The sequence below is a fragment of the Pseudoalteromonas sp. APM04 genome, from assembly GCF_022809815.1.
In the GTDB taxonomy this organism is placed as follows: Bacteria; Pseudomonadota; Gammaproteobacteria; order Enterobacterales; family Alteromonadaceae; genus Pseudoalteromonas; species Pseudoalteromonas marina.
This window is the reverse complement of the sequence record NZ_CP094441.1, coordinates 3,416,574-3,442,208: the sequence shown is the minus strand read 5'-3', so window position 1 is coordinate 3,442,208 and position 25,635 is coordinate 3,416,574. Positions and strand designations below refer to the sequence as shown.

The 25,635-nt window shown below is 41.7% G+C and carries 18 protein-coding genes and 3 rRNA genes; 16 read left to right on the top strand and 5 right to left on the bottom strand.

Annotation, left to right across the window (positions count from 1 at the left end; all coding sequences use genetic code 11):
• Positions 1-8: 8 nt before the first annotated feature.
• The 4 genes from atpG to glmU all read left to right on the top strand — a co-directional run bounded on the left by atpG (position 9) and on the right by glmU (position 4,374).
• On the top strand, positions 9-869 hold the full coding sequence (atpG, locus tag MTP24_RS15875) for a F0F1 ATP synthase subunit gamma (protein ID WP_010558110.1): 861 nt from the start codon (positions 9-11) through the stop codon (positions 867-869).
• A gap of 33 nt (positions 870-902) precedes the next feature.
• Complete coding sequence (gene atpD, locus MTP24_RS15870) at positions 903-2,288, top strand: F0F1 ATP synthase subunit beta (RefSeq protein WP_006793949.1); 1,386 nt, start codon at positions 903-905, stop codon at positions 2,286-2,288.
• A gap of 13 nt (positions 2,289-2,301) precedes the next feature.
• Positions 2,302-2,724 (top strand): F0F1 ATP synthase subunit epsilon, encoded by a 423-nt coding sequence (locus MTP24_RS15865; protein ID WP_006793948.1) that lies wholly within the window; start codon positions 2,302-2,304, stop codon positions 2,722-2,724.
• A gap of 291 nt (positions 2,725-3,015) precedes the next feature.
• Positions 3,016-4,374, top strand: coding sequence for a bifunctional UDP-N-acetylglucosamine diphosphorylase/glucosamine-1-phosphate N-acetyltransferase GlmU (gene glmU / locus MTP24_RS15860; protein WP_243532155.1), 1,359 nt, complete (start codon positions 3,016-3,018; stop codon positions 4,372-4,374).
• A gap of 28 nt (positions 4,375-4,402) precedes the next feature.
• On the opposite strand, the gene MTP24_RS15855 is transcribed toward glmU, so the two are convergent.
• Positions 4,403-5,245: a LytTR family DNA-binding domain-containing protein gene (locus tag MTP24_RS15855; RefSeq protein WP_243532153.1), complete on the bottom strand. Its 843-nt coding sequence runs from the start codon at positions 5,243-5,245 to the stop codon at positions 4,403-4,405.
• A 142-nt stretch (positions 5,246-5,387) separates the two neighbouring features.
• Between MTP24_RS15855 and MTP24_RS15850 the strand changes: the two genes are divergently transcribed.
• The 5 genes from MTP24_RS15850 to rrf all read left to right on the top strand — a co-directional run bounded on the left by MTP24_RS15850 (position 5,388) and on the right by rrf (position 14,083).
• Positions 5,388-6,617 (top strand): acyltransferase family protein, encoded by a 1,230-nt coding sequence (locus MTP24_RS15850; RefSeq protein WP_243532151.1) that lies wholly within the window; start codon positions 5,388-5,390, stop codon positions 6,615-6,617.
• An 85-nt stretch (positions 6,618-6,702) separates the two neighbouring features.
• The gene (locus MTP24_RS15845) at positions 6,703-8,496 is read left to right on the top strand and encodes a choice-of-anchor I family protein (protein ID WP_243532149.1); all 1,794 of its coding nucleotides are present in this window, start codon (positions 6,703-6,705) and stop codon (positions 8,494-8,496) included.
• A 610-nt stretch (positions 8,497-9,106) separates the two neighbouring features.
• Positions 9,107-10,642: ribosomal RNA gene (locus tag MTP24_RS15840) — 16S ribosomal RNA — on the top strand.
• Between the two features lie 294 nt (positions 10,643-10,936).
• A 23S ribosomal RNA gene (locus MTP24_RS15835) occupies positions 10,937-13,823 on the top strand.
• A gap of 145 nt (positions 13,824-13,968) precedes the next feature.
• Positions 13,969-14,083, top strand: a 5S ribosomal RNA gene (gene rrf / locus MTP24_RS15830).
• The 16S, 23S and 5S rRNA genes sit together here, the layout of an rRNA operon.
• A 481-nt stretch (positions 14,084-14,564) precedes the next feature.
• Here rrf and MTP24_RS15825 read toward each other — a convergent pair.
• Complete coding sequence (locus tag MTP24_RS15825) at positions 14,565-15,092, bottom strand: sugar O-acetyltransferase (RefSeq protein WP_243532147.1); 528 nt, start codon at positions 15,090-15,092, stop codon at positions 14,565-14,567.
• Between the two features lie 154 nt (positions 15,093-15,246).
• Here MTP24_RS15825 and MTP24_RS15820 point away from each other — a divergent pair, with 154 nt between their 5' ends.
• The 7 genes from MTP24_RS15820 (at position 15,247) to MTP24_RS15790 (ending at position 23,604) form a co-directional block, all read left to right on the top strand.
• Complete coding sequence (locus MTP24_RS15820) at positions 15,247-16,011, top strand: DeoR family transcriptional regulator (RefSeq protein ID WP_243532145.1); 765 nt, start codon at positions 15,247-15,249, stop codon at positions 16,009-16,011.
• A 46-nt stretch (positions 16,012-16,057) separates the two neighbouring features.
• Positions 16,058-17,878 (top strand): glutamine--fructose-6-phosphate transaminase (isomerizing), encoded by a 1,821-nt coding sequence (glmS, locus tag MTP24_RS15815; protein WP_243532143.1) that lies wholly within the window; start codon positions 16,058-16,060, stop codon positions 17,876-17,878.
• Between the two features lie 112 nt (positions 17,879-17,990).
• A complete protein-coding gene (locus MTP24_RS15810) occupies positions 17,991-19,181 on the top strand; it encodes an alpha/beta hydrolase-fold protein (protein WP_243532141.1) in 1,191 nt (396 codons plus the stop codon).
• Between the two features lie 159 nt (positions 19,182-19,340).
• Entirely contained in the window at positions 19,341-20,648 is a 1,308-nt protein-coding gene (locus tag MTP24_RS15805; protein ID WP_243532139.1) for a DEAD/DEAH box helicase, read from the top strand.
• Between the two features lie 344 nt (positions 20,649-20,992).
• A complete protein-coding gene (locus MTP24_RS15800; protein ID WP_243532137.1) occupies positions 20,993-21,841 on the top strand; it encodes a hypothetical protein in 849 nt (282 codons plus the stop codon).
• Positions 21,842-21,848: 7 nt separating this feature from the next.
• Complete coding sequence (locus MTP24_RS15795) at positions 21,849-22,757, top strand: acyl-CoA desaturase (RefSeq protein ID WP_243532135.1); 909 nt, start codon at positions 21,849-21,851, stop codon at positions 22,755-22,757.
• On the top strand, positions 22,747-23,604 hold the full coding sequence (locus MTP24_RS15790) for an alpha/beta hydrolase-fold protein (RefSeq protein ID WP_243532133.1): 858 nt from the start codon (positions 22,747-22,749) through the stop codon (positions 23,602-23,604). Before MTP24_RS15795 ends, MTP24_RS15790 begins: the two co-directional genes overlap by 11 nt.
• A gap of 168 nt (positions 23,605-23,772) precedes the next feature.
• Here MTP24_RS15790 and MTP24_RS15785 read toward each other — a convergent pair whose 3' ends face one another.
• The 3 genes from MTP24_RS15785 to MTP24_RS15775 all read right to left on the bottom strand — a co-directional run bounded on the left by MTP24_RS15785 (position 23,773) and on the right by MTP24_RS15775 (position 25,458).
• The gene (locus MTP24_RS15785; protein ID WP_243532131.1) at positions 23,773-24,675 is read right to left on the bottom strand and encodes a homocysteine S-methyltransferase family protein; all 903 of its coding nucleotides are present in this window, start codon (positions 24,673-24,675) and stop codon (positions 23,773-23,775) included.
• Between the two features lie 166 nt (positions 24,676-24,841).
• The gene (locus MTP24_RS15780) at positions 24,842-25,087 is read right to left on the bottom strand and encodes a DUF3297 family protein (RefSeq protein WP_006792550.1); all 246 of its coding nucleotides are present in this window, start codon (positions 25,085-25,087) and stop codon (positions 24,842-24,844) included.
• A 161-nt stretch (positions 25,088-25,248) separates the two neighbouring features.
• Entirely contained in the window at positions 25,249-25,458 is a 210-nt protein-coding gene (locus tag MTP24_RS15775; protein ID WP_006792549.1) for a cold-shock protein, read from the bottom strand.
• Positions 25,459-25,635: the final 177 nt, after the last annotated feature.

The window sequence follows — 25,635 nt, the reverse complement described above, 5'->3', positions numbered from 1 at the left end:
AGAGAGTCATGGCCAGCGGAAAAGAGATTAAAAGCAAGATCGGGAGTATTAAAAATACTCAAAAGATCACTAGCGCAATGGAAATGGTTGCTGCGTCTAAAATGAAAAAGGCGCAAGAACGAGTGGCTTCAAGCCGTCCATACGCTGACAAATTACGCAAAGTGATTGGTCGTGTTGCTCAAGCAAATCTTGATTTTACTCACCCGTTCTTAGAAGAACGTGAAGTAAAACGAGTTGGTTATATTGTTATCTCTACTGACCGTGGTCTATGTGGCGGCCTAAACTCAAACGAGTTTAAGAAAGTTGCATTAGACATAAAAGCATGGAAAGAAAAAGGTGTAGACGCAGAGTTTGCAACTTTAGGCAGCAAAGCTGCTGGTTTCTTTCAACGCTTTGGTGGTCAAGTGCTTGCTAAAAAAGCAGGCCTAGGAGATAAACCTTCAGTACAAGACGTTATTGGTCCTGTAAAAGTAATGCTTGATGCATTCTCTGAAGGTAAAATTGACCGTTTATTCCTGGTATATAACAACTTCGTTAATACCATGAAGCAAGAGCCAACAATAGATCAGTTACTCCCTTTGCCAAAAGCTGAAGAAGAAGTATCTGCCCACACATGGGACTACTTATACGAACCTAACCCAGACGCTATTTTAGAGTCTTTGTTAGTTCGCTTTGTAGAATCTCAGGTATACCAAGGTGTGGTTGAGAACGCTGCCTCTGAACAGGCTGCCCGTATGGTTGCGATGAAAGCCGCAACTGATAACGCTGGCGACCTTATGGATGAGTTACAGCTTGTTTACAACAAGGCCCGCCAAGCGGCAATCACACAAGAAATTAGTGAGATTGTTTCTGGTTCAGCCGCAGTTTAATGCTTCAGGCAAAGATTAACGAGAGGAATAGACATGAGTTTAGGTAAGGTCGTCCAAATTATCGGTGCCGTTGTGGATATTGAATTTTCACAAGACAACGTGCCAGCCGTATATGACGCGCTAAAAGTAACAGATGGCGATTTAGCTGGTTTGACTCTAGAAGTTCAACAGCAGCTAGGTGGCGGTGTGGTACGTACTATCGCACTAGGTACTACAGACGGTTTACGTCGTGGTGCAGCAGTATCAAACACAGGTGAAGCGATTCAAGTTCCAGTTGGTAAAGCAACACTTGGTCGTATCATGAACGTACTTGGTGAGCCAATCGATGAAGCTGGCCCAATCGGCGAAGAAGACCGTATGTCTATTCACCGTGCAGCGCCTTCATACGAAGAGCAATCAAGTTCAGTAGAACTTTTAGAAACAGGTATCAAGGTAATCGACCTTGTATGTCCGTTTGCTAAAGGTGGTAAAGTTGGTTTATTCGGTGGTGCCGGTGTTGGTAAAACCGTAAACATGATGGAACTTATCCGTAACATCGCAATCGAGCACAGCGGCTACTCAGTATTCGCAGGTGTTGGTGAGCGTACTCGTGAGGGTAACGATTTCTACCATGAAATGAACGATTCAAACGTACTTGATAAAGTATCGCTTGTATACGGTCAGATGAACGAGCCTCCAGGTAACCGTTTACGCGTAGCGTTAACAGGTCTTACTATGGCTGAAAAGTTCCGTGACGAAGGTCGCGATGTACTTTTCTTCGTAGATAACATCTACCGTTACACACTTGCGGGTACAGAAGTATCTGCACTACTTGGTCGTATGCCATCAGCAGTAGGTTACCAGCCTACACTAGCTGAAGAAATGGGTGTACTTCAAGAGCGTATTGCATCTACTAAGACGGGTTCAATCACATCAATCCAAGCGGTATACGTACCTGCGGATGATTTAACGGATCCATCTCCAGCAACAACGTTTGCTCACTTAGATGCAACAGTAGTACTTTCACGTGATATCGCATCACTTGGTATTTACCCAGCGGTAGATCCACTTGATTCATCTTCACGTCAACTTGACCCACTAGTAATTGGTCAAGAGCACTACGATACAGCGCGTGGCGTTCAAACAGTTCTTCAGCGTTACAAAGAACTTAAAGACATCATCGCAATCCTAGGTATGGACGAGCTTTCTGACGAAGATAAGCAACTTGTATCTCGTGCACGTAAAATCCAACGTTTCCTATCTCAGCCGTTCTTCGTGGCAGAGGTATTTACAGGTGCGTCAGGTAAATACGTTTCACTTAAAGACACAATTGCTGGCTTCAAAGGCATTTTAAACGGTGAGTTTGATGACCTTCCAGAGCAAGCGTTCTACATGGTTGGCTCTATCGAAGAAGCTCAAGAAAAAGCCAAAAGCATGTAATTAGGAGGGTAGTATGGCAGCTATGACTGTACATCTTGACGTAGTAAGCGCAGAGCAGAACTTGTTTTCTGGTTTGGTTGAATCGATTCAAGTATCTGGTAGTGAAGGTGAGCTTGGTGTTAATGCCGGTCACGCGCCACTACTAACTGCCCTTAAACCTGGTATGGTGCGTTTAGTTAAGCAATTTGGTGAAGAAGAACTCATCTATATTGCTGGTGGTACACTAGAAGTTCAACCGAACATAGTGACCGTACTTGCAGACACAGCCGTTCGTGGTGAAGACCTAGACGAACAAGCTGCAGAGCAAGCTAAACGTGACGCTGAAGCGCAAATGGCAAAAGGTGCATCGTCAGAGCTTGATTATAATCAAGCGGCAATGCAACTAGCTGAAGCGGTAGCACAACTACGTGTTATTCAGCAATTACGTAAAAAGTAAGCCTATCTGGTTTATAAAAAGCCCACTTTAAAGTGGGCTTTTTTGTGCTTGTTGCTAAGGTCCGTGTTTAAATTTAAGCTTTTTTTAGTCGTCGAAGTTATTAACTGAGCTTTTCACTTATATCCTTTAACAAACCCCGCTACAATAACGCTATTCAATTAAGTCTATTTTTCAGTCAAGATTCAGTACTAGCAAATTAGTTTACTGAGTATTTGCACAGGGCGTGACTTACGTAATCTTCTGCATAAACAGACTTGTTAACTAAAACAACGGAAAAAGGAAATTGTTTTAATGGCTCTAACTACTGTAATTCTTGCTGCGGGTAAAGGTACTCGTATGCGCTCTGCTCTACCAAAAGTACTGCATAAAGTGGCAGGTAAACCTATGGTGCAGCATGTTATTGATAACGCAAAGGTACTGGGTGCAACAACCACTAATTTAGTTTACGGACACGGCGGCGAACTATTACAACAACAACTTGCCGATAACGATGTTAATTGGGTACTGCAAGCAGAGCAACTTGGTACTGGCCATGCAGTAGCACAAGCAAACCCTCATATTAACGATGACGATACTGTATTGGTTTTATACGGCGATGTTCCTTTAACTAAGCAATCAACGCTTGAGCGCTTATTAGCTGCAACTCCTAAAAATGGGCTAGCGGTATTAACCGTTAACTTGGTTAATCCAAATGGCTACGGTCGTATGCTACGAGAAGATGGCAAACTTGTCGGTATTATTGAGCAAAAAGATGCAAGCGCTGAGCAGTTATTAATTAACGAAGTAAACACCGGTATTATGGCGGTTAATGGCAAACTGTTAAAAACCTGGTTAGGCAACTTATCTAACAATAATGCGCAAGGCGAATACTACCTAACTGATATAGTGGCAATGGCGCACAATGAAGGTGTAGAAATTACATCGGCTCAACCAGATCATGCAATGGAAGTTGAAGGTGCAAACAACCGCGTACAACTAGCAGGGTTAGAGCGCGCTTACCAAGCATGGCAAGCAGAAGAGTTAATGTTAAATGGTGCTACCCTCGCCGACCCTGCCCGTATTGATGTACGTGGCAATGTTAAAACAGGCGAAGATGTATTAATTGATATAAACGTTATTTTTGAGGGTAATGTAACCCTTGGTAATAACGTACAAATAGGTCCTAACTGTGTACTTAAAAACTGTACCATAGGCGATAACGTTGTAATAAAAGCGAATACCCTTATTGAAGATGCAAGCGTAGCGGCTAAATGTACCCTTGGCCCATACGCTCGCCTTCGGCCAGGTGCGGTAATGGAAGAAGACTCTCACATTGGTAACTTTGTTGAGATGAAAAAAACGCGTTTAGGTAAAGGCTCTAAAGCTAATCACTTAAGTTACTTAGGTGATGCTGAAATTGGCGAAAAGGTGAATATTGGCGCAGGCACTATTACTTGTAACTACGATGGTGTTAATAAAGCAAAAACCATTATTGGTGATAACGCTTTTATAGGCTCTAACTCATCACTTGTTGCTCCTGTAAATATTGGTTCTACTGCAACTGTGGGAGCAGGCTCTGTGATCACTAGCACTGTTGAAGACGAGCAACTGGCAATAGCACGTTCAAAGCAACGCAACTTAACCGGTTGGAAACGACCAGTTAAAAAATAATAATTAAAGGCTACTTAGGTAGCCTTTTTTATTGCAGCTTAAGTTTAAATTGCTCTTTATAACGCCTAGAAAGGTTAAGCACTTTACCTGTAGTTAGTTTTATTTCGCTGTCGCCGCTGGGGAGTGGTGTAATACATTCTACTTTATCGAGTTTTACGCCATGACTTCGGTGAATCCTACAAAAGCCCTGTACTTCTAGTTGTTTACTTAATTCAGTGAGCGTCACTCTTAAAGGGTAAATGGACGTGCCAATGTGTAAGTTTACATAATTACCTGAAGATTCTAGCCAATCCACGTCGTCAATTTTTATAATAAACTCTTTACCCCGCTTTTTAACTAATAAGCGATTTATAGTGTCAGTAATGTGTTGCGCACCTTCATCAATAGACGAGGCCTCTCCCAACAACTGTTTAACAATATACTGATAAACTTTAATAAGGGTGATAAAGAATAAAAAGCTTATCGCATCTTTTTGGTATTCATATAAAAATTCAAACCAGCTGAGGCCAAAGTTGTAGTGAAGTTCGTTCAACCAATAAACGAGCTTACGCCCTCCAACCATTACACTAATATGGAGTACGCTGAAAATAATAGACGCTACAAAGTAAGTACACAGCGAAAGCGCAATATTATGCCAATTAAAAGGTACTTTTTTTAATAGCCATACTACAGCCGGAAATATAAGTAACGTGCTAAACGCACTGGAATATTCCCATACAAACGGCTCCCATATTAAAAAAGGAAGTGCGCCGTCTCTTTGCGCCTCCATTATTTGAGTTGTCGCATTAACCGTATTATTTATTACAACGTAGCTAAACAAAAGTAACGCGGCATAAAAAGTTTGAAAACGTTGAAAGTGTTGAAGGTTCATTATGTATGCTTTTATATTTGTAGGCGACAGTTATCCCTGTATACCACCTTTTATCACTATTGCTTGTAATATAAGCACTTATGTATAGTTTTTGCGAGTAATTTTAAGTTAACTACCGGTATCACAAACACATGGTTAACGTATGAGTACTCAATTAAACGCAATACAATCTACACACTCTCGCCATTACTTTATTGATTGGCTAAGAGTAATTGCATTTGCAACTCTCATTTTTTATCACATAGGTATGTTGTATAGCCAAAATTGGGGGTTTCATTTTAAAAGTAATTATACGTCTGAACACGTAGAGTATTTTATGTTGCTGTTTTCCCCTTGGAGAATGCTGCTAATTTGGTTTATATCAGGGGTAGCACTTCGTTTTATGCTTGATAAAGTAAGTGGCTATAAATTATGTGCCTTATTTGTTTTAAAGCGTTCTATTTTCATATTACTCCCCCTGCTGGTGGGGTTATGGTTAGTTGTACCTATACAGCTTTATGCCGAAATGCATCAACAAGGCGTTATAGATATAACGTATTGGCAGTTCTATTTAGCGTTTTTAGATACTAGTAATAGCATATTTGTTAATTACCAATCTGGAGTATGGCCGCATGTTGATGTAAATCATTTATGGTATTTACGCTCTTTGTGGCAGTTTATGCTTATTGTTTTTATATACTCATTAGTAGCAAAGCTTTCTATTTTTTCTTCTTTATTAAATACGATTAAAGTAAACCTATCATTTTCTATGCTTACAGGCCTATTGGTAATAGCCATGTTGCTTGCTAATAATTGTTTAAAAGGTGATGCAATACGCGAAGTAAGCGGCTTTATATTTTTATTTACAGGCTACTTGTTAGCTAAAAACACTTATTTTTGGAAAAGTTTAAATCGATACCTTTGGCTATTGTGTGCAAGCTTTACTCTATTGTATGTGTGTATTGCTTTGGCGTATCAAAATGAACTGGATTTACCAAACTATGTGTGGACTGCAATATACAATACTCAAAGAGTAGTTGGTGTACTTACCATGCTTACCTTAGCGCAGCGTTTTTTAAATTTTAAAGCTGCTTACTTAAACACACTAAATAGCTGGGTGTTTCCCTTTTATGTATTGCATCAAAGTGTATTAATTATTTTATGCTTTGTGCTACAACCTTTTAACCTTGGTCTTATGGTTGAGTTATTTTTAATTATTGTGTGCACTTGGGGGGCGTGCGCAGCTATTACATTAGTGGTAATGCGCATTGATATTATTAGGCCCTTGCTAGGTCTTAAAATAAAAAACAACTATTCGCCAGCGCTTAAAAAAACGGGTTATGTATTGGGTATGTTGCTTACCTTACCGTTAGCCTATCAGTTGGCTTTTTAAAGTAAAAAAGCCGTATTAAAAATGCCATAACTTTGTAATACCTCTGTGTTGATATTTACCTAATACCACACTAAGGAAAAGAACAATGTTAAAAAAATCAATAATAGCGCTTTCACTTTTATCTATGCTGACTGGTTGCTCATTAGATGGCGATGATGGTCAAAATGGCGCACAAGGAGCTCAAGGCGAGCAAGGTACAGCAGGTGAAAATGGAATTAACGGCACTAATGCAAATTCGGCTTTAACTATTAACCTAATAGGACGAGCAGTACTCAATGCGCAAAGCCCTGAAGGTGCTGCCGAAATAGTTGCTTATCAAGCATCAAAAAAATGGATTTACGCTATTAATAGCTCGGGGGATGCTGCGGTTGTAAATATTATTCCTGCAGACACATTCGATACAGCTGCTCTAGTGCAAGACAACGAAGGCATTGTAAATACAACCAACTTAGGTACGGCAATTACACTTACCTTAAACGACAACACCTCCGGTGACGCAAACAGCATAGCAATAGATGAAAATAACCAGTTACTTGCTGTAGCAATGGCTGCTAAAAGTGTTGGAGAGGCAGGTCAAGTTGCCTTTTACGACATAAGCGGCGATACACCAATATTTATAAAAAATGTAACTGCTGGTTTTTTACCCGATATGGTTACATTTAGCCATGATGGAGCAAAAGTAGTTGTTGCCAACGAAGGGGAACCTAACGGCGACTATAGTATTGATCCACAGGGTTCTATCAGCATTATCAATGTTAATGATGGTGTAATTGCCGACAATGCTACCAATATTGATTTTACAGCATACAACGATAAGCAATCTGAACTTGAAGCACTCGGACTGGTATTTGCTAATCCAGCAGGGCGCACCATAAATGGTAATTTAATCAATACCACCGTAGCTATGGACTTAGAACCAGAGTACGTCAGCATTTCTAAAGATAACAAATATGCCTACGTATCGATTCAAGAAAATAACGCACTAGCCATCGTTAATTTAGAAGATAACTCTCTTGAGTTAAAAGGGTTAGGGTTTAAAGACTGGTCTAGCTTGCAAATAGACGCATCAGATAAAGACGGCGGTGTTAATTTTAAATCATACCCTGGCTTATATGGCATGTATCAGCCAGACACAATTTCAAGCTTTAGCTGGAAAGGTGCAAACTTTATAGTGTCGGCTAATGAAGGTGATGTACGCGAATACTTTTTTGATACAACCAATGAGGCAGATTGCATAGCTAAAGGCGGCGTAGATTTCGATGAAGACGATGGTTGTCTTGCTTACATAGATGAAAGCCGCGTCGAAGACCTAACGCTTGCTGCTAATTTTGATTACTTAAATAACGACGATAACGACATCGGCCGTTTAAAAGTGACAACGGTCAAAGGTGATACTAATAACGATGGTCAATACGAATCGCTTTATGCCTATGGCGCACGTTCGTTTACCATTTGGGACAGCAATGGGCTGGTGGTGTTTGATTCTGGAGACGATATAGGCCGTATTACCGCATCAGTTCATGGCGAGGCGTTTAATAATAATGAAGATGAAAATAAAGGCGATACACGCTCAGACGATAAAGGCGCAGAACCCGAAGCGCTAACTATAGGTACAATTGGCGAACGCACCTTTGCATTTATTGGACTCGAGCGTATGGGGGGGATCATGATTTACGATATTACTAACCCATATGATGTGCAGTTTGAAGACTACTTTTATAACCGAGGTTTAATAGCTGGTGCAGAAATTACCGGTGATCTAGCACCAGAAGGAATGACATTCATACCACGCGAACAAAGTGCAACTGGCGAACCGCTACTTATCATAGGTAATGAGATATCTGGTTCTATCGCAGTATGGGAAGTTTCAGCTAATTAACCACTCTGTAAAAAGCGGAAAATATCATGCTTTATTTTCCGCTTTTTATATTGATAGAGTATTAGCATTTAAGTAGAGATTAAAAATGCATGTTTTTTAAGCTAAAAGCGCCCTCCACCCCTTTATTTGTATACCTTTCGTACTAAAAGTATTTTTATTCAAAAAAGCATGAATTAAACGTTGACCCCCACTCGAATATCCCTATAATGCGACCCCACTGAGACGGCAGGCGCCAACGCATAGCGAGGCAAGAGTTAATCAGAGAGTTAAATAAAACTTTGGTTTTAAATCATCGAAAGAAAGTTTAAAACAAAGTGTTGACTCGAAAAATAAAGGATGTATTATACGCATCCCTAGCGACAACGTCGCAACGTTCTTTAACAATATAAAGCAATCATCTGTGTGGGCACTCGTACAGATTGAGTTCTAACAGCCAAGCTACTAAGGTAGTGAGGCAAACAAATTAGAGTCTCAATTGAAACTGAGTGACCAACAGCAATAACTTACTTAGGTTTTACTTAAGGAAAGAATTGCAGCACAGTCAATTCAATATCGAAAGATATTAAATAAATTCAGAATTCATTGAGCTGTCGAAAGACACAAAACTTTTTAATTGAAGAGTTTGATCATGGCTCAGATTGAACGCTGGCGGCAGGCCTAACACATGCAAGTCGAGCGGTAACAGAAAGTAGCTTGCTACTTTGCTGACGAGCGGCGGACGGGTGAGTAATGCTTGGGAACATGCCTTGAGGTGGGGGACAACAGTTGGAAACGACTGCTAATACCGCATAATGTCTACGGACCAAAGGGGGCTTCGGCTCTCGCCTTTAGATTGGCCCAAGTGGGATTAGCTAGTTGGTGAGGTAATGGCTCACCAAGGCAACGATCCCTAGCTGGTTTGAGAGGATGATCAGCCACACTGGAACTGAGACACGGTCCAGACTCCTACGGGAGGCAGCAGTGGGGAATATTGCACAATGGGCGAAAGCCTGATGCAGCCATGCCGCGTGTGTGAAGAAGGCCTTCGGGTTGTAAAGCACTTTCAGTCAGGAGGAAAGGGTGTGAGTTAATACCTCATATCTGTGACGTTACTGACAGAAGAAGCACCGGCTAACTCCGTGCCAGCAGCCGCGGTAATACGGAGGGTGCGAGCGTTAATCGGAATTACTGGGCGTAAAGCGTACGCAGGCGGTTTGTTAAGCGAGATGTGAAAGCCCCGGGCTCAACCTGGGAACTGCATTTCGAACTGGCAAACTAGAGTGTGATAGAGGGTGGTAGAATTTCAGGTGTAGCGGTGAAATGCGTAGAGATCTGAAGGAATACCGATGGCGAAGGCAGCCACCTGGGTCAACACTGACGCTCATGTACGAAAGCGTGGGGAGCAAACGGGATTAGATACCCCGGTAGTCCACGCCGTAAACGATGTCTACTAGAAGCTCGGAACCTCGGTTCTGTTTTTCAAAGCTAACGCATTAAGTAGACCGCCTGGGGAGTACGGCCGCAAGGTTAAAACTCAAATGAATTGACGGGGGCCCGCACAAGCGGTGGAGCATGTGGTTTAATTCGATGCAACGCGAAGAACCTTACCTACACTTGACATACAGAGAACTTTCTAGAGATAGATTGGTGCCTTCGGGAACTCTGATACAGGTGCTGCATGGCTGTCGTCAGCTCGTGTTGTGAGATGTTGGGTTAAGTCCCGCAACGAGCGCAACCCCTATCCTTAGTTGCTAGCAGGTAATGCTGAGAACTCTAAGGAGACTGCCGGTGATAAACCGGAGGAAGGTGGGGACGACGTCAAGTCATCATGGCCCTTACGTGTAGGGCTACACACGTGCTACAATGGCGCATACAGAGTGCTGCGAACCTGCGAAGGTAAGCGAATCACTTAAAGTGCGTCGTAGTCCGGATTGGAGTCTGCAACTCGACTCCATGAAGTCGGAATCGCTAGTAATCGCGTATCAGAATGACGCGGTGAATACGTTCCCGGGCCTTGTACACACCGCCCGTCACACCATGGGAGTGGGTTGCTCCAGAAGTAGATAGTCTAACCCTCGGGAGGACGTTTACCACGGAGTGATTCATGACTGGGGTGAAGTCGTAACAAGGTAGCCCTAGGGGAACCTGGGGCTGGATCACCTCCTTATACGATTTAGAACTTATTTGTTCGTAGTGTCCACACAGATGATTGTTAATTAGTTAAGCCACTGGCTTAGTTAATTAATATGCTCTTTAAAAATTTGGAAAAGCTGATAATAAAATTCGTATGAATACAATGTATTTGTACAGAGTTTTCAAAAGTAAAAAAGAATGATAGCAGTATCATTCAGTGCCATTTAATCACTCTTATGAGTCGATTGATTGGTATCTACTTTAGTATTCAATATTAACTTCTGGCGAAGTTAAACTGTCACAAAACAAAGACCCGTTTGGGTTGTATGGTTAAGTGACTAAGCGTACACGGTGGATGCCTTGGCAGTTGGAGGCGATGAAGGACGTATTAACTTGCGATAAGCCTAGTCAAGCTAGTAAAAAGCACTTGAGACTAGGATTTCCGAATGGGGAAACCCACCTGCTTGCAGGTATCGTTAACTGAATACATAGGTTAACGAGGCGAACGCGGAGAACTGAAACATCTAAGTACCCGTAGGAAAAGAAATCAACCGAGATTCCGAAAGTAGCGGCGAGCGAAATCGGAACAGCCCTTAAGCTTATTATGTGTTAATGGAAGGCTCTGGAAAGTGCCACGATACAGGGTGATAGTCCCGTACATGAAAAGACATTTTAAGTGAAATCGAGTAGGTCGGAGCACGTGAAACTTTGACTGAATATAGGTGGACCATCATCTAAGGCTAAATACTCCCAACTGACCGATAGTGAACCAGTACCGTGAGGGAAAGGCGAAAAGAACCCCTGTGAGGGGAGTGAAATAGAACCTGAAACCGTGTACGTACAAGCAGTAGGAGCAGACTTGTTCTGTGACTGCGTACCTTTTGTATAATGGGTCAGCGACTTATATTTTGTAGCGAGGTTAACCGATTAGGGTAGCCGTAGGGAAACCGAGTCTTAACTGGGCGAATAGTTGCAAGGTATAGACCCGAAACCCGGTGATCTAGCCATGGGCAGGTTGAAGGTTGAGTAACATCAACTGGAGGACCGAACCCACTAACGTTGAAAAGTTAGGGGATGACCTGTGGCTAGGAGTGAAAGGCTAATCAAACCGGGAGATAGCTGGTTCTCCCCGAAATCTATTTAGGTAGAGCCTCGGACGAATACTTACGGGGGTAGAGCACTGTTAAGGCTAGGGGGTCATCCCGACTTACCAACCCTTTGCAAACTCCGAATACCGTAAAGTAATATCCGGGAGACACACGGCGGGTGCTAACGTCCGTCGTGAAGAGGGAAACAACCCAGACCGCCAGCTAAGGTCCCAAAGTCATAGTTAAGTGGGAAACGATGTGGAAAGGCCCAGACAGCCAGGAGGTTGGCTTAGAAGCAGCCATCCTTTAAAGAAAGCGTAATAGCTCACTGGTCGAGTCGGTCTGCGCGGAAGATGTAACGGGGCTAAACTATGCACCGAAGCTGCGGATTCATACTTTGTATGAGTGGTAGGGGAGCGTTCTGTAAGCGGTTGAAGGTGTACCGGGAGGTATGCTGGACGTATCAGAAGTGCGAATGCTGACATGAGTAACGATAATGCGGGTGAAAAACCCGCACGCCGGAAGACCAAGGGTTCCTATCCCATGTTAATCAGGGTAGGGTAAGTCGACCCCTAAGGCGAGGCCGAAAGGCGTAGTCGATGGGAAACGGATTAATATTTCCGTACTTGGTATAATTGCGATGGGGGGACGGAGAAGGCTAAGCAAGCATGGCGATGGTTGTCCATGTGAAAGTGAGTAGGGCGTTTGTTTAGGTAAATCCGGACGAACATTAAACCTGAGACACGAGACGAGTCACTACGGTGATGAAGTTGCTGATGCCATACTTCCAGGAAAAGCCTCTAAGCTTCAGATTATACCGAATCGTACCCCAAACCGACACAGGTGGTCAGGTAGAGAATACTAAGGCGCTTGAGAGAACTCGGGTGAAGGAACTAGGCAAAATCGTACCGTAACTTCGGGAGAAGGTACGCTCCTATCTGTGATGAGACTTGCTCTCTAAGCGGACGGGAGCCGCAGTGACCAGGTGGCTGGGACTGTTTATTAAAAACACAGCACTGTGCAAAATCGCAAGATGACGTATACGGTGTGACACCTGCCCGGTGCCGGAAGGTTAATTGATGGGGTTATCTTCGGAGAAGCTCTTGATCGAAGCCCCGGTAAACGGCGGCCGTAACTATAACGGTCCTAAGGTAGCGAAATTCCTTGTCGGGTAAGTTCCGACCTGCACGAATGGTGTAACCATGGCCACGCTGTCTCCACCCGAGACTCAGTGAAATTGAAATCGCAGTGAAGATGCTGTGTACCCGCGGCTAGACGGAAAGACCCCGTGAACCTTTACTACAGCTTGGCACTGAACATTGAACCTACATGTGTAGGATAGGTGGGAGACTTTGAAGATGAGACGCTAGTCTTGTTGGAGTCGTCCTTGAAATACCACCCTTGTAGTTTTGATGTTCTAACGTTGGCCCCTGAATCGGGGTTACGGACAGTGCCTGGTGGGTAGTTTGACTGGGGCGGTCTCCTCCCAAAGAGTAACGGAGGAGCACGAAGGTTGGCTAAGTACGGTCGGACATCGTACGGTTAGTGTAATGGTAGAAGCCAGCTTAACTGCGAGACAGACACGTCGAGCAGGTACGAAAGTAGGTCATAGTGATCCGGTGGTTCTGAATGGAAGGGCCATCGCTCAACGGATAAAAGGTACTCCGGGGATAACAGGCTGATACCGCCCAAGAGTTCATATCGACGGCGGTGTTTGGCACCTCGATGTCGGCTCATCACATCCTGGGGCTGAAGTCGGTCCCAAGGGTATGGCTGTTCGCCATTTAAAGTGGTACGCGAGCTGGGTTTAGAACGTCGTGAGACAGTTCGGTCCCTATCTGCCGTGGGCGTTTGAGAATTGAGAGGGGTTGCTCCTAGTACGAGAGGACCGGAGTGAACGAACCGCTGGTGTTCGGGTTGTCATGCCAATGGCATTGCCCGGTAGCTACGTTCGGAACTGATAAGCGCTGAAAGCATCTAAGCGCGAAGCAGGCCTCGAGATGAGTTCTCACTAGACTTTTAAAGTCTCTGAAGGGCCGTTGAAGACTACAACGTTGATAGGCAAGATGTGGAAGTGGTGTGAGCCATTAAGCTAACTTGTACTAATTACCCGTGAGGCTTAACCATACAACGCCAAACGCGTTTTGTGTGACAGTTAAGACAGAAGTTAATAACTAAAGTAGATATTACTGACAGAAAGACTTAAAAAATATTATCAGATATTTTCCAAATTCAGTTAGTGCGTAGAAATACGGATTAACGCCCAAATTTGCTTGGTGACAATAGCGTTTTGGACCCACCTGACTCCATGCCGAACTCAGTAGTGAAACGAAACAGCGCCGATGATAGTGTAGCATTTGCTATGTGAAAGTAGGACATTACCAGGCTTCAAATAAGAAAAACCCGTTACAGCAATGTGACGGGTTTTTTGCTATCTGGGGTTTAGTAAAATAGCCTAGAGGCCCTGCCGAACTCAGTATTTGTATTCCTATACATCAAACAAAACAGTTCGAAGGCGAACCCCGACCAATGATAGTATCCCATTTGCTATGTGACTCTCTACCGCTTTGGGCACCACGACATTAACAGGCTTCAAATTGTACAAAGCCCGACTAGCAATAGTCGGGCTTTTTTACGTCTGCAGGAAAGTGATATTCAATATTATCTTCTATAAAGCGTAGCGTCTGTTGAGCGAAGCGCCTCTTTGTGGACAGCGTTTTGGTTATTAGTAGCGCACCGACTTCAAATAAGAAAAACCCGTTGCAGCAATGTGACGTTTATTTGCTGTCTGGGGTTTAAAAAACGAACCTTCAACACCTAGGTCGGGCGAGCAAAGCGACACCCGACACTAAAAAACATTGATTATAATTATAGTGTTCTTATTTCATGAGCAGGGTTACCAGCAACAACAGTATCCGCCTCTACATTTTTAGTTACTACCGATCCCGCACCAATAACAGCATTATCGCCAATGGTAACGCCAGCTAATACAATAACTCCCGCGCCAATCCACACGTTATTACCCACTGTGATGGGGGATGCAAAGTTTTCTTTATTGAGTCGCAGTGTAGGGTTAACAGCATGGGATACCGCTAGTAATTGAACATTGGGGCCTATTAAGCAGTCATCACCGATGGTAATTGCCCCCTCACTAATTGGAGCATCTAATACCGTACAGTTAATGTTTATGAAGCTACGATCACCAATAGTTATTTGATTACCATAATCGCAATGAAAACCTGATTCTATAATTACCCCTTCACCGGATTGAGCGAAGAGCTCTTTAATGCGTTTTAAATTGCCTTTACTCGGGCTTTTATTAAAGAGTCGGCATATTTCGCCAGTTTGCTTTCGTAGCGCTAATAGCGTTTTATCTAAGCTGTTAAATGACTGCATTAAGGCTTCTTTGATTGATTAACTGATCCTAGCGCTATTTTACCTTTATTATTCCTTGTTGAAAGCTGCTTTATTTTTGCTCGTTCACTTGCCATTTAACTAGTTTCGTTTAGAATTACATATCTTTCGAAACGAAACTTAATTTACGAGCTTTATGACTAAACGAAACACACAGCAACGCCGTCATTTAATACTTACTCAGGTAAATGAGCTAGGTGAAGTGGCTGTTGAAAAGCTCGCTGAGCAGTTTCAAACATCTGAAGTAACCATTCGAAAGGATTTAACTGCGCTTGAAAAAAGCGGCTTGTTACTGCGCCGTTATGGTGGAGCTATTGCACTGCCTAAAGAAATCGTTACCGACGAAATAGACTCTAAACGCAAAGTAGCAATAGCTAAGGCTGCGGCAGCACTCATAAAAGATCATAACCGCATTATTATTGATAGCGGGCGCACTACGGCCGCTATGATCCCAGAGCTTGCAAATAAGCGAGGGTTAGTTGTAATGACCAACGCGATTAAAGTGGCGAGCCGTTTACTATCACTTGAAAACGAGCCAACACTTTTAATGACCGGTGGTACATGGGATCCACATTCTGAGTCGTTTCAGGGGCAAGTTGCCGAAAACGTATTATGCTCTTATGACTTTGATCAGCTATTTATTGGTGCAGATGGCATAGATGTAAAGCGCGGCACGACTACCTTTAATGAGTTAGTTGGCTTAAGCCAAGTTATGGCAAAGGCCGCCCGCGAAGTAATCGTTATGGTTGAATCAGATAAGATTGGCCGAAAAATACCAAATTTAGAATTACCGTGGAAAATAGTAACCACTTTAATAACCGATAGTGGCTTAGCAGATGATAAACGCAAAGCGATTGAGGCGTGTGGTGTAAAACTAATTTGTGCAGATATTATTGATTAGTAACTACAAAGTGAGTTACTAGAATTAAAAAATTAATGGAGACACTATGTGTGGAATAGTTGGGGCAGTTGCAGAACGTCCAGTAAACAAAATTTTAGTTGAAGGCCTAAAGCGTCTTGAATACCGTGGTTACGACTCAGCAGGCGTAGCATTGCTTGATGGCAACACACTTAATACTGTAAAAGCAGTCGGTAAAGTAGTTAACGTAGAAGCTGCACTTGAGAAAGCAGGCGTTAGCGGCCATACAGGTATTGCACACACTCGCTGGGCAACACACGGTAGCGTTACTGAAGAAAACGCTCACCCGCACGTATCAAACAACCAGCTAGCACTCGTGCATAACGGTATTATTGAAAACCACGCAAGCCTACGCGCATCGCTTAAAGAAGAAGGCTACGAGTTCCTATCTGAAACAGATACCGAAGTAATGGTGCACTTAATTCATAAGCTTCGTAAGCAACACACTACGTTACTTGCATCTGTTCAAGCAGCGGTTAAGCAATTTGAAGGTGCGTTTGGTACTGTTGTATTTGATAAAGCAAACGACAACGAAATCATCGTAGCGCGCTCAGGTAGCCCGCTTGTTATTGGTTTAGGCCTTGGCGAAAACTTTATTGCCTCTGATCAGTTAGCACTACTACCTGTTACTCGTAGTTTCATATTTTTAGAAGAAGGCGACGTAGCCCGCATTACACGTGACACTGTTGAAATTTTTGATGAAAATGGCGACGCTGTAGAGCGTGAAGTTATTGAATCAAATATCACGCAAGATGCGTCAGGCAAAGGCGACTACCGCCACTACATGCTAAAAGAAATTTACGAGCAACCACTTGCGGTACGCAATACCCTTGAAGGGCGTTTAAACGACGACCGCGTAGCAATTGACGCCTTTGGCGACAGCGCTCAGCAAATATTTAAAGATGTAAAACACGTACAAATTATTGCCTGTGGTACGTCATACCATTCAGGTATGGTTGCCCGTTACTGGCTTGAGCAATTTGCTGGCGTTAGCTGTAATGTTGAGATTGCCTCTGAGTTTAGATACCGCCAATCGTATGTACACGAAAACAGCCTACTTGTGACTATTTCACAATCGGGTGAAACAGCCGATACGCTAGCGGCATTACGCTTAGCTAAAGAGCAAGGTTACATGGCATCAATGACCATTTGTAACGTACCGGGTTCATCGCTTGTTCGCGAATCTGACCTTGCCTTTATGACTAAAGCCGGCGCTGAAATTGGTGTAGCTTCTACTAAAGCATTTACAACACAATTAGTTGGTTTGTTAATGCTTACTGCGTCTATAGCTCAAGAAAAACAGCTTGATCAAAGTGCCATTGTAAATGCTATAAAAGTACTTCCTGCTAAGCTTGAAGAAACATTACTGCTTGCTGATGGCATTGCAGATCTTGCAGAAGAATTTGCCGACAAACATCACTCACTGTTTTTAGGTCGTGGCTCGCAATACCCAATTGCAATGGAAGGTGCGCTTAAACTTAAAGAGATTTCGTACATTCACGCAGAAGCCTACGCAGCGGGCGAGCTAAAACATGGGCCACTTGCACTTATTGATGCTGACATGCCAATTATTGTTGTAGCACCAAACAATGAGCTATTAGAAAAGCTTAAATCAAACGTAGAAGAAGTACGCGCACGTGGCGGCATTATTTACGTATTCGCAGATAAAGATTCACACTTTGAGTCAGACGACACAATGCGTGTAATCAACGTAAACCACACTGACGACATTATTGCGCCAATTGTTTACACACTGCCATTACAGTTATTGTCGTACTACGTAGCGGTAATTAAAGGTACTGACGTTGACCAGCCACGTAACTTAGCTAAATCGGTTACGGTTGAGTAAAATCAATAAGTTATTGTTTGTTAGTTAAAACTAAAAAGGCGCTCAATGCGCCTTTTTTTGTACCTCAAAGCCTGTTAGATTAAATAACACACTATTTTATAAAGGATTAGTAATGCGTTTATTAGCCGTTATTTGTTTTGTTAGCTTTTTTGCTTTTAGTTCACAAAATGCCTTTGCACAATCTGGCACTAAACAGCAAAGTGTAGATTACTCTCAGTTCATGCACTCTATTAAATCGGCTGTTTTAAACGAAGAGCGTACTGTTGTAGTCCAGCTACCAAAGAACTACCAAGCTAACCCAAACAAAGTTTATCCGGTCATTTATCGCCTTGATGGCGCGGGTAACATACCGCTTATAAGTGCTGTGATGGAGCGCTTGCAAAATGATAATCGTGCGCCCGAGGTTATTATTGTCGCTATTGAAAACACCAATCGCTTAAGGGATTTATACCCCACAGTTAATAAAGAGCCACAAGGCCCGGTAGGTGAAGGCGGTGGTGCAGCAAAGTTTTTAGCATTTATTGAGCAAGAACTTATGCTCTTAATTAATAAAAGTTATCGTACGCATAATTATAATGTGATCGCAGGGGCCTCTGCAGCAGGCGTGTTTGCACTTTATACAATGCAAGCTAACCCAGATCTTTTCCAAGCGCATATTGCCTATAGCCCAGCGGTTTGGTGGAACTATGGTGCATCGGTAAAAGCAACTAAGGCGTTTATTAATACATCAAAAGACCTAAATAACTATGTTTACATTAATATAGGCGAAGAAGCAGGCATAATGCGTGAGCGATACAATGAACTTCAGCAAGCTTTGCAATCTAATAGCTTGCCAAATTTACGCTTCTTTAGTGACGCGTTTGATGGTGTCTCGCATAACCTGACTTCGGTTGCTGGTTCATTTAATGCCTATCACAACTTATTTTTGCCTAAACAAATGCCCATAAGTGCTTTAACTGACGATGTAACCTCTATTGATGCTTATTATCAAAGCTTATCTCAACAATGGGGGGAGCAGATTGCGCCATCGGATCGCGCTGTTAGATCACTCGGTTATAACTTAACGGGTAGCAAGCAGTTTACCCGCGCTATAGAGGTGTTTAAGTACAATATAAAAAACTATCCAAAATCAGTTGATGCGCTTTCTGCCCTATCTTATGGCTATGAAATGCAGGGTGATACTCGTCAAGCCCTTGCACAGATGGAGTCTGCTTTAGCAATTGCAGATGACTCATATCCATATATACATTACTTAAAAGAAACAAAAGCTAGATTACAAACGCAGCTAAGCAAAACGCAGTAATGTAAAAGAATAAAGCGCAGAAGGAGCCTGCGCTTACAGTTACCTTTACAACACGCAGCTGTTACCTATGAAAACATTTAAATCACTAATCCCTACTTAATAAGCGCTAAATACGCTAAAATTACAGGCTACATTTTTAGCAATGAGCCCGTAATATTCATGACCTCAGCAACAAGCCCTAGCACTTTTAACGAACTTGGCCTTATTCCAGAGCTACAAGCTCGTTTAACCGATTTGGAATATAGCCAACCTACGCCAATTCAAGCTAAGGCGATTCCAAGTGTACTGGCTGGTAGCGATTTAATTGCGGGTGCAAATACTGGCTCAGGTAAAACAGCAACGTTTGCTTTGCCTATGTTGCAAAAGTTATTTTTAGAGCAAGGCGCTAAAAAAACAGCGAGCAAAGGTAACTTTGTCACTGGGCTTATTTTGGTACCTACCCGTGAGCTGGCAGTGCAGGTGGCTGATAGCGTTAAATCGTATTCTGCTAACTTTAATGGCGCCATTAAAACGGTGGCGGTATTTGGTGGTGTATCGGTTAATACACAAATGCAGGCTCTACGTGGCGGCGCCGATATTATCGTGGCAACACCTGGCCGTTTACTCGATTTAATCTCAAGCAATGCGATTAAGCTCGATAAAGTAACGACCTTAGTGCTTGATGAAGCCGACCGCATGCTAAGCCTTGGCTTTACCGAAGAACTTGCTGAGTTATTAGCGTTAATGCCTGCTAAAAAACAAACAATGTTGTTTTCAGCAACCTTCCCAGAGCAAGTCACTCTATTAACGCAAGAGCTGTTAACTAACCCTGTTGAAATACAGGTTCAAAGCAAAGACGAAAGCACCTTAGTACAGCGCGTATTTACGGTTAATAAAGGCGAAAAAACTACGGTTTTAGCGCATTTAATTAAAGCGCATAAATGGCGCCAAGCGCTTATTTTTGTAAACGCTAAAAAAGACTGTGAGCACTTAGTGGGTAAGCTTGAAAAGCGTGGTATTAACGCACAGGTATTTCATGGTGATAAAGGCCAAAGTGAGCGTACTCGCGTAATTGAAAAATTTAAAGCGGGCGAAATAGAAGTACTTATTGCTACCGATATTGCAGCCCGTGGTTTAGATATTGCCAAACTGCCAGTTGTTATTAACTTTAACTTACCGCGTAGCCCCGCCGATTACATGCACCGTATTGGCCGAAGCGGCCGTGCTGGCGAAGTTGGCTTAGCGTTATCGTTGATTGATTATGAAGACTTTCATCACTTTAGAATAATCGAAAAGAAAAACAAACTTCGCTTAGAGCGTGAAGAAGTAACCGGTTTTGCAGTTAACCAAGCAAACCTTGATGCAGCTGATGCGCTTAAAAACGACAAGCCAATGGCAAAGCCAGAAGGCACAGGTAAGAAAAAGAAGAAAAACAAAGTTAACCCAGAAGATGATGCATGGAGTGGTTGGCGAAATCGTTCTAAGTAAGGTTTTATAGTAATTGCTTATAATTATCAGCATATTATATTTTTGAAAAGGCGCATTTGCGTCTTTTTTATTGTCTTTAATTTCTTGCTTTAACCGTGTATTTAGGTTTTTATAGGTTGCAAGTCACATTAAGTAGAGGCTTTTTGGAAATATAAAAATGGCATATGGATCATGTTTAATTGGTATAAAACCAATTATTACGTATTCATAGCAAATTAAAATATGCAGGGTATGTAATGGTAAAAACACAGAAAAATAAAGCTCCTAGTCATATAAGTAAACGGCGCAGAAATATTTCAATCCTACTATTGATAGGTGTTTGTTCGCTGCTAATTCGTGCACTAATGTCTTATAACTTTGACCGAACCGCTTTGCTCTACGTTGGCGTCCCTTTTTTTGTATCCGTTGCTTTACTATACATAGTTAAAAAACCTGAAAAACCAAGCTTAAATAGGTATTACGGACACTTAGTCTTGTGGTCGCTAATCGTTATGCTTGGCACGTCGGTTGTTTTGTTTGAAGGCTTTGTATGTGTGATCATGTTTATGCCAATTTACTTTGGCATATTATTTCTCATGTACTTATTTCAGCTTCTATCCTGCTATTTAAAGAGTAGAAACAAAGGGTCATATTACGCTCATATCTTACCTGTCGTTATTTTTTTAAGCGCATTTGAAGGTGTAGTGCCAAGTACTAGCTTTGAAAGAGAATATTCAATAACTAAAAATATAGTTATCAGCGCCACCCCAGAAGAAATAAAAAATAAGCTTATTGAGCCAATGCATTTAAATATAGAGCGTAATTGGCTGTTAAGTTTATTCCCTATGCCCAACAATATAGATGCAGGTACATTATCAGCAGGAGATGTACATAATATTGATTTTACTTATCATCGTTGGTTTGTAACAAATACCCACAAAGGGCATATGAAACTTGAGTTAACTCAAGTTGAAGATGACTATATTCGTACCACCTTTTTAGAAGATACAAGCTACATAAGTAATTATCTAAAGCTAAAAGGGACTGAAATCCGGTTTATAAAAGTAGATAATGAAAATACAAAAGTGATGCTGACTATTTATTATTATCGATTTTTAGATCCTGCTTGGTATTTTGGCCCAATACAAAAATATGCCATTGGGCAAACCGCAGATATGCTCTTAAGTGAATTATTTATTCCTGAAACAACTTAGGGCTGCAATGTATATTAATGAAAGAGTTATAACTAGTGAGCAAAGTAATGCTAGCGTCGGGGATGTAGTTTTATCTCCAATAAAGGTGTTATGGGTTGGCGGTATGCTATTAACTGCCGTTTTAGGTGGGTGGTATACATTTTCATTCAGTGCGCTGCTGGTATTTATTGCAACGACAAGTATCATTTTGTGTTTGGGACACTCATTGGGTATGCATCGCAGGCTTATACATAAGAGTTATCAATGCCCGCTTTGGCTTGAATACTTTTTTGTAAACTTAGGTGTCATTGTGGGTTTAGCTGGGCCAATTGGTATGATTAAAACCCATGATATGCGCGACTGGGCGCAGCGCCAAGCTGAGTGTCATGATTACTTTGGCCATAAGCAACCTATGTGGAAAGACTTTTTTTGGCAACTCTTTTACGATATTAGATTAACTAATTCACCTACATTTAATATAGAAACTAAGGTAATAGAAAGTCGAGTGTATAGGTGGATGGATAAAACATGGATGTTACAACAGATACCTTTAGCGTTTTTATTATTGTTGCTAGGAGGTATATCTTGGGTTATTTGGGGTATATGCGTGAGAGTAAGCATCTCAATTATAGGCCATTGGCTGATAGGTTACTTGGCACATAATATTGGTCAAAGGCATTGGCATGTAAACCAAGCGTGTATTCAAGGTTATAATGTCCCTTTTGCTGCATTGCTAACAATGGGGGAAAGTTATCATAATAACCACCATGCATTTCCTGGTTCAGCTAATCTTGCATTAGAAAAAGGTCAATTAGATGTTGGTTGGCTAGTACTTAAAAAGCTAGAAAAGCTAGGTTTAGTTTGGGACTTAATCCAACCCGAAAATCTCCCTGTGCGAAGCGAATTAAAAAGAATCGATTCCCAATATGAAAACTAATTCCTTTTTAAAGTTGTTATTATTACTTTGTGTATTAACTTGTTTTAAATTAAGTGCAAATACGCCATATGAAATTCCTAGAAGTAGCGTTATTCAGCTAACTGAACCTTCTAGTAAGCGTGTTTACCCTGTTTTTATTCAGCTCCCTAAGTCATATAAAAATAAGCCAGATAAAACATATCCAGTTATTTATTTAACCGATGCGCCGTATACCTTCCCTATAGTGGCAGGGGCTACACGGTTTCCTATGAATAGCGGCAAAATGCAGCAAGCAATTATTGTCGCCATTGGTTATGAAAAAGGGTCTATTGGATCAGCTAGTCGAATAAGAGACTACACACCTACCTTTGCAAAGGATTGGAAAAAACAAACAGGTAATGCGCAAGGCCATATTCAGTTTATTAAAAACAACGTGTTCCCTTATATTGAGCAAAACTACCGAGCAAGTCATACACAAAAAACCTACATAGGTAACTCGCTAGGCGGCTTATTTGGTGCCACTGTTTTATTTAAAGAACCCGATTTATTTAGCCATTATATTATTGGTAGCCCGTCTGTTTGGTTTGATAGCAACGCAATCTTAGCGCTACAAGCAAATAAACCTAAAGTGCCTACAAAGGTTTATATATCGGTGGGAGCAAAGGAAGTCCCAGCTTTTGGTGAAGGGCAAAATATGGTTGAGGGTGCCAAGCTATTGGTACAAAAAATTAATGCACTTAACAGTAACAACATACAATTAAAAAGTGTTGTTATTGAAGGGGCGAGCCATGCAACCGCATTTCCTACTACTGCAATACAAGGGCTTGATTGGGTGCTGGGAATAACACCAATCGACTCAAATATTTAATCATTCTAGCGTGCTAAATAGAGCGCTAACAGCGTTATGAATTTCTCATTTAGAACAACTACATGTCGATATTTATACCTTGTTGTCACGCTATTTATCTGTCGCTATAAATGCTTAATAACTTAACACGATTGGTGCAGCCAATAAGCCCTAAAGGGCACTAAAAGCTTAAGCGCTTTCAAGTTCCTGTTTCCAGTTTACCAGCACTTCAATAAACTCTGGGCCTATACCACAGCAACCCCCAATAACAGTTGCACCCAGAGCGTGCCATTTCTTTGCAAAGCCTAGATATTCTGAAGGTGAAATATCACGATACGCTTGCGATCCTTGATTGGCTTGATAGTCGTGGGCAATAGGCGTAAATCCGTTTGCAAAGGCGCCCAAAGCCACGGTTTTATTAAGCTTCGACAATACCTTATTAGTATCTATTAAGGCTTGTTCTATTACTTCGGGGATCGAGCAATTAAATAAAATACCTTCAACATTGTGATCAAGCAGTTCAGTTACGGCGTCAGTTACAAATTCGCCTGAGCGCAGGGTTGCTAGTTCGCTAACTTCATCATTTAAGGTAAATGCGTAATAGCATGGTTTGTTTGAATTTTTAAGTACGCTTGCCATTACTTGTGCTTCTTCAATGCTAGAAATAGTTTCGCCAATCCATAAATCTACATACTCGTTTTGTGCTTCATAAAGTGTATTTAAAATAGTAAAACCACGCTTACATTCAAATAGCTCCGGGCGGTAAGAGCCAAATACCGGAGGAAGCGAACCTGCTACCAGTATATTTTTATTTGCACTTTGAGCCGCTTTTTTTGCAATGATTGCAGCTTGGTTAGCAAGCTCGGCACCCTGTGCATCATAAAGCGGTTCGCCTAAATGAAACGGTACACAGGCGTAACTATTTACAGTAATTACTTCAGCGCCAGCATCTATAAACCCAGAGTGTGCTTGAGTAACAAAGTGTGGCGCTTCTATAAGTGCCTGTGCACTCCAAAGAGGTTGCGTAAACGGAGCGCCAATGCGTTTAAGTTCGCGGCCCATGCCACCATCTAAAATAATTACTTTTTTCATAATAAGCTTCCGTTGTTCTATACAATATGACGTCATTCAAGCATGTTTTGCTTAAAAATATAGTGAAACTTCATCAGGTTTAACATGAAAATAGCTCAATACTTTTTAATAGACACAAAAAAAGCGACTGCCTAGAGGAGTCGCTTACTTTTAAATAAGGATTAGCTTATTTGTAAAACGCTTCTACCTTGCCTTTTACTTTCATAAGCAATGGCTGACCGCGGCGATCTAACGCTTTAGGTGCTGCTACTTTAATCCAACCTTCGCTAATGCTGTATTCTTCAACGTCAAAACGTTCTTTGCCATTTAGTGTAATACCAATTTCATGTTCAAACACTTCTTCTACATAAAATTTGCTGCGTGGATTAATAGAAAGTTGATCTGGTAATTCAGGTTTGTTTGTATCAGTCATAATAGGGATCTGCATAGAATATATTGTGCGCTATTGTAGGCAATACAGGAGTTATGCTCAAGCAAGACTGAAATAAATGTTTGAAGGGGTTTTACTAATACTTATAAGAGGTAATTAAGGGGGTAATAAATGCGTTAAAAAACGCATTTATTTAAAACATGTTAAATGCTAACAATGTTTTCAGCTTGTGGGCCTTTTTGACCTTGAGTAACAGTAAACTGTACACGTTGGCCTTCAGCAAGTGTTTTAAAACCGTCGCCAGAGATTGCGCTAAAATGTGCAAACACATCAGGGCCAGACTCTTGCTCGATAAAACCAAAACCTTTTGCTTCGTTAAACCATTTTACTGAACCAGTAGTTGTAGTAGACATAATATGTATCCTAAAAAATTAATATAAGTGTGCCTGAAAAGAGGCGATTGAGCCGGAAAAAATAGTTAACTTGAGGATAACGCGCAGGATTATTACTAAAACAACGGGGTACTAACAAATAAAACAAAACTTCTTTCAAACTAGTATTCAAAATGGGTTATTGCTAACCCATTTAAT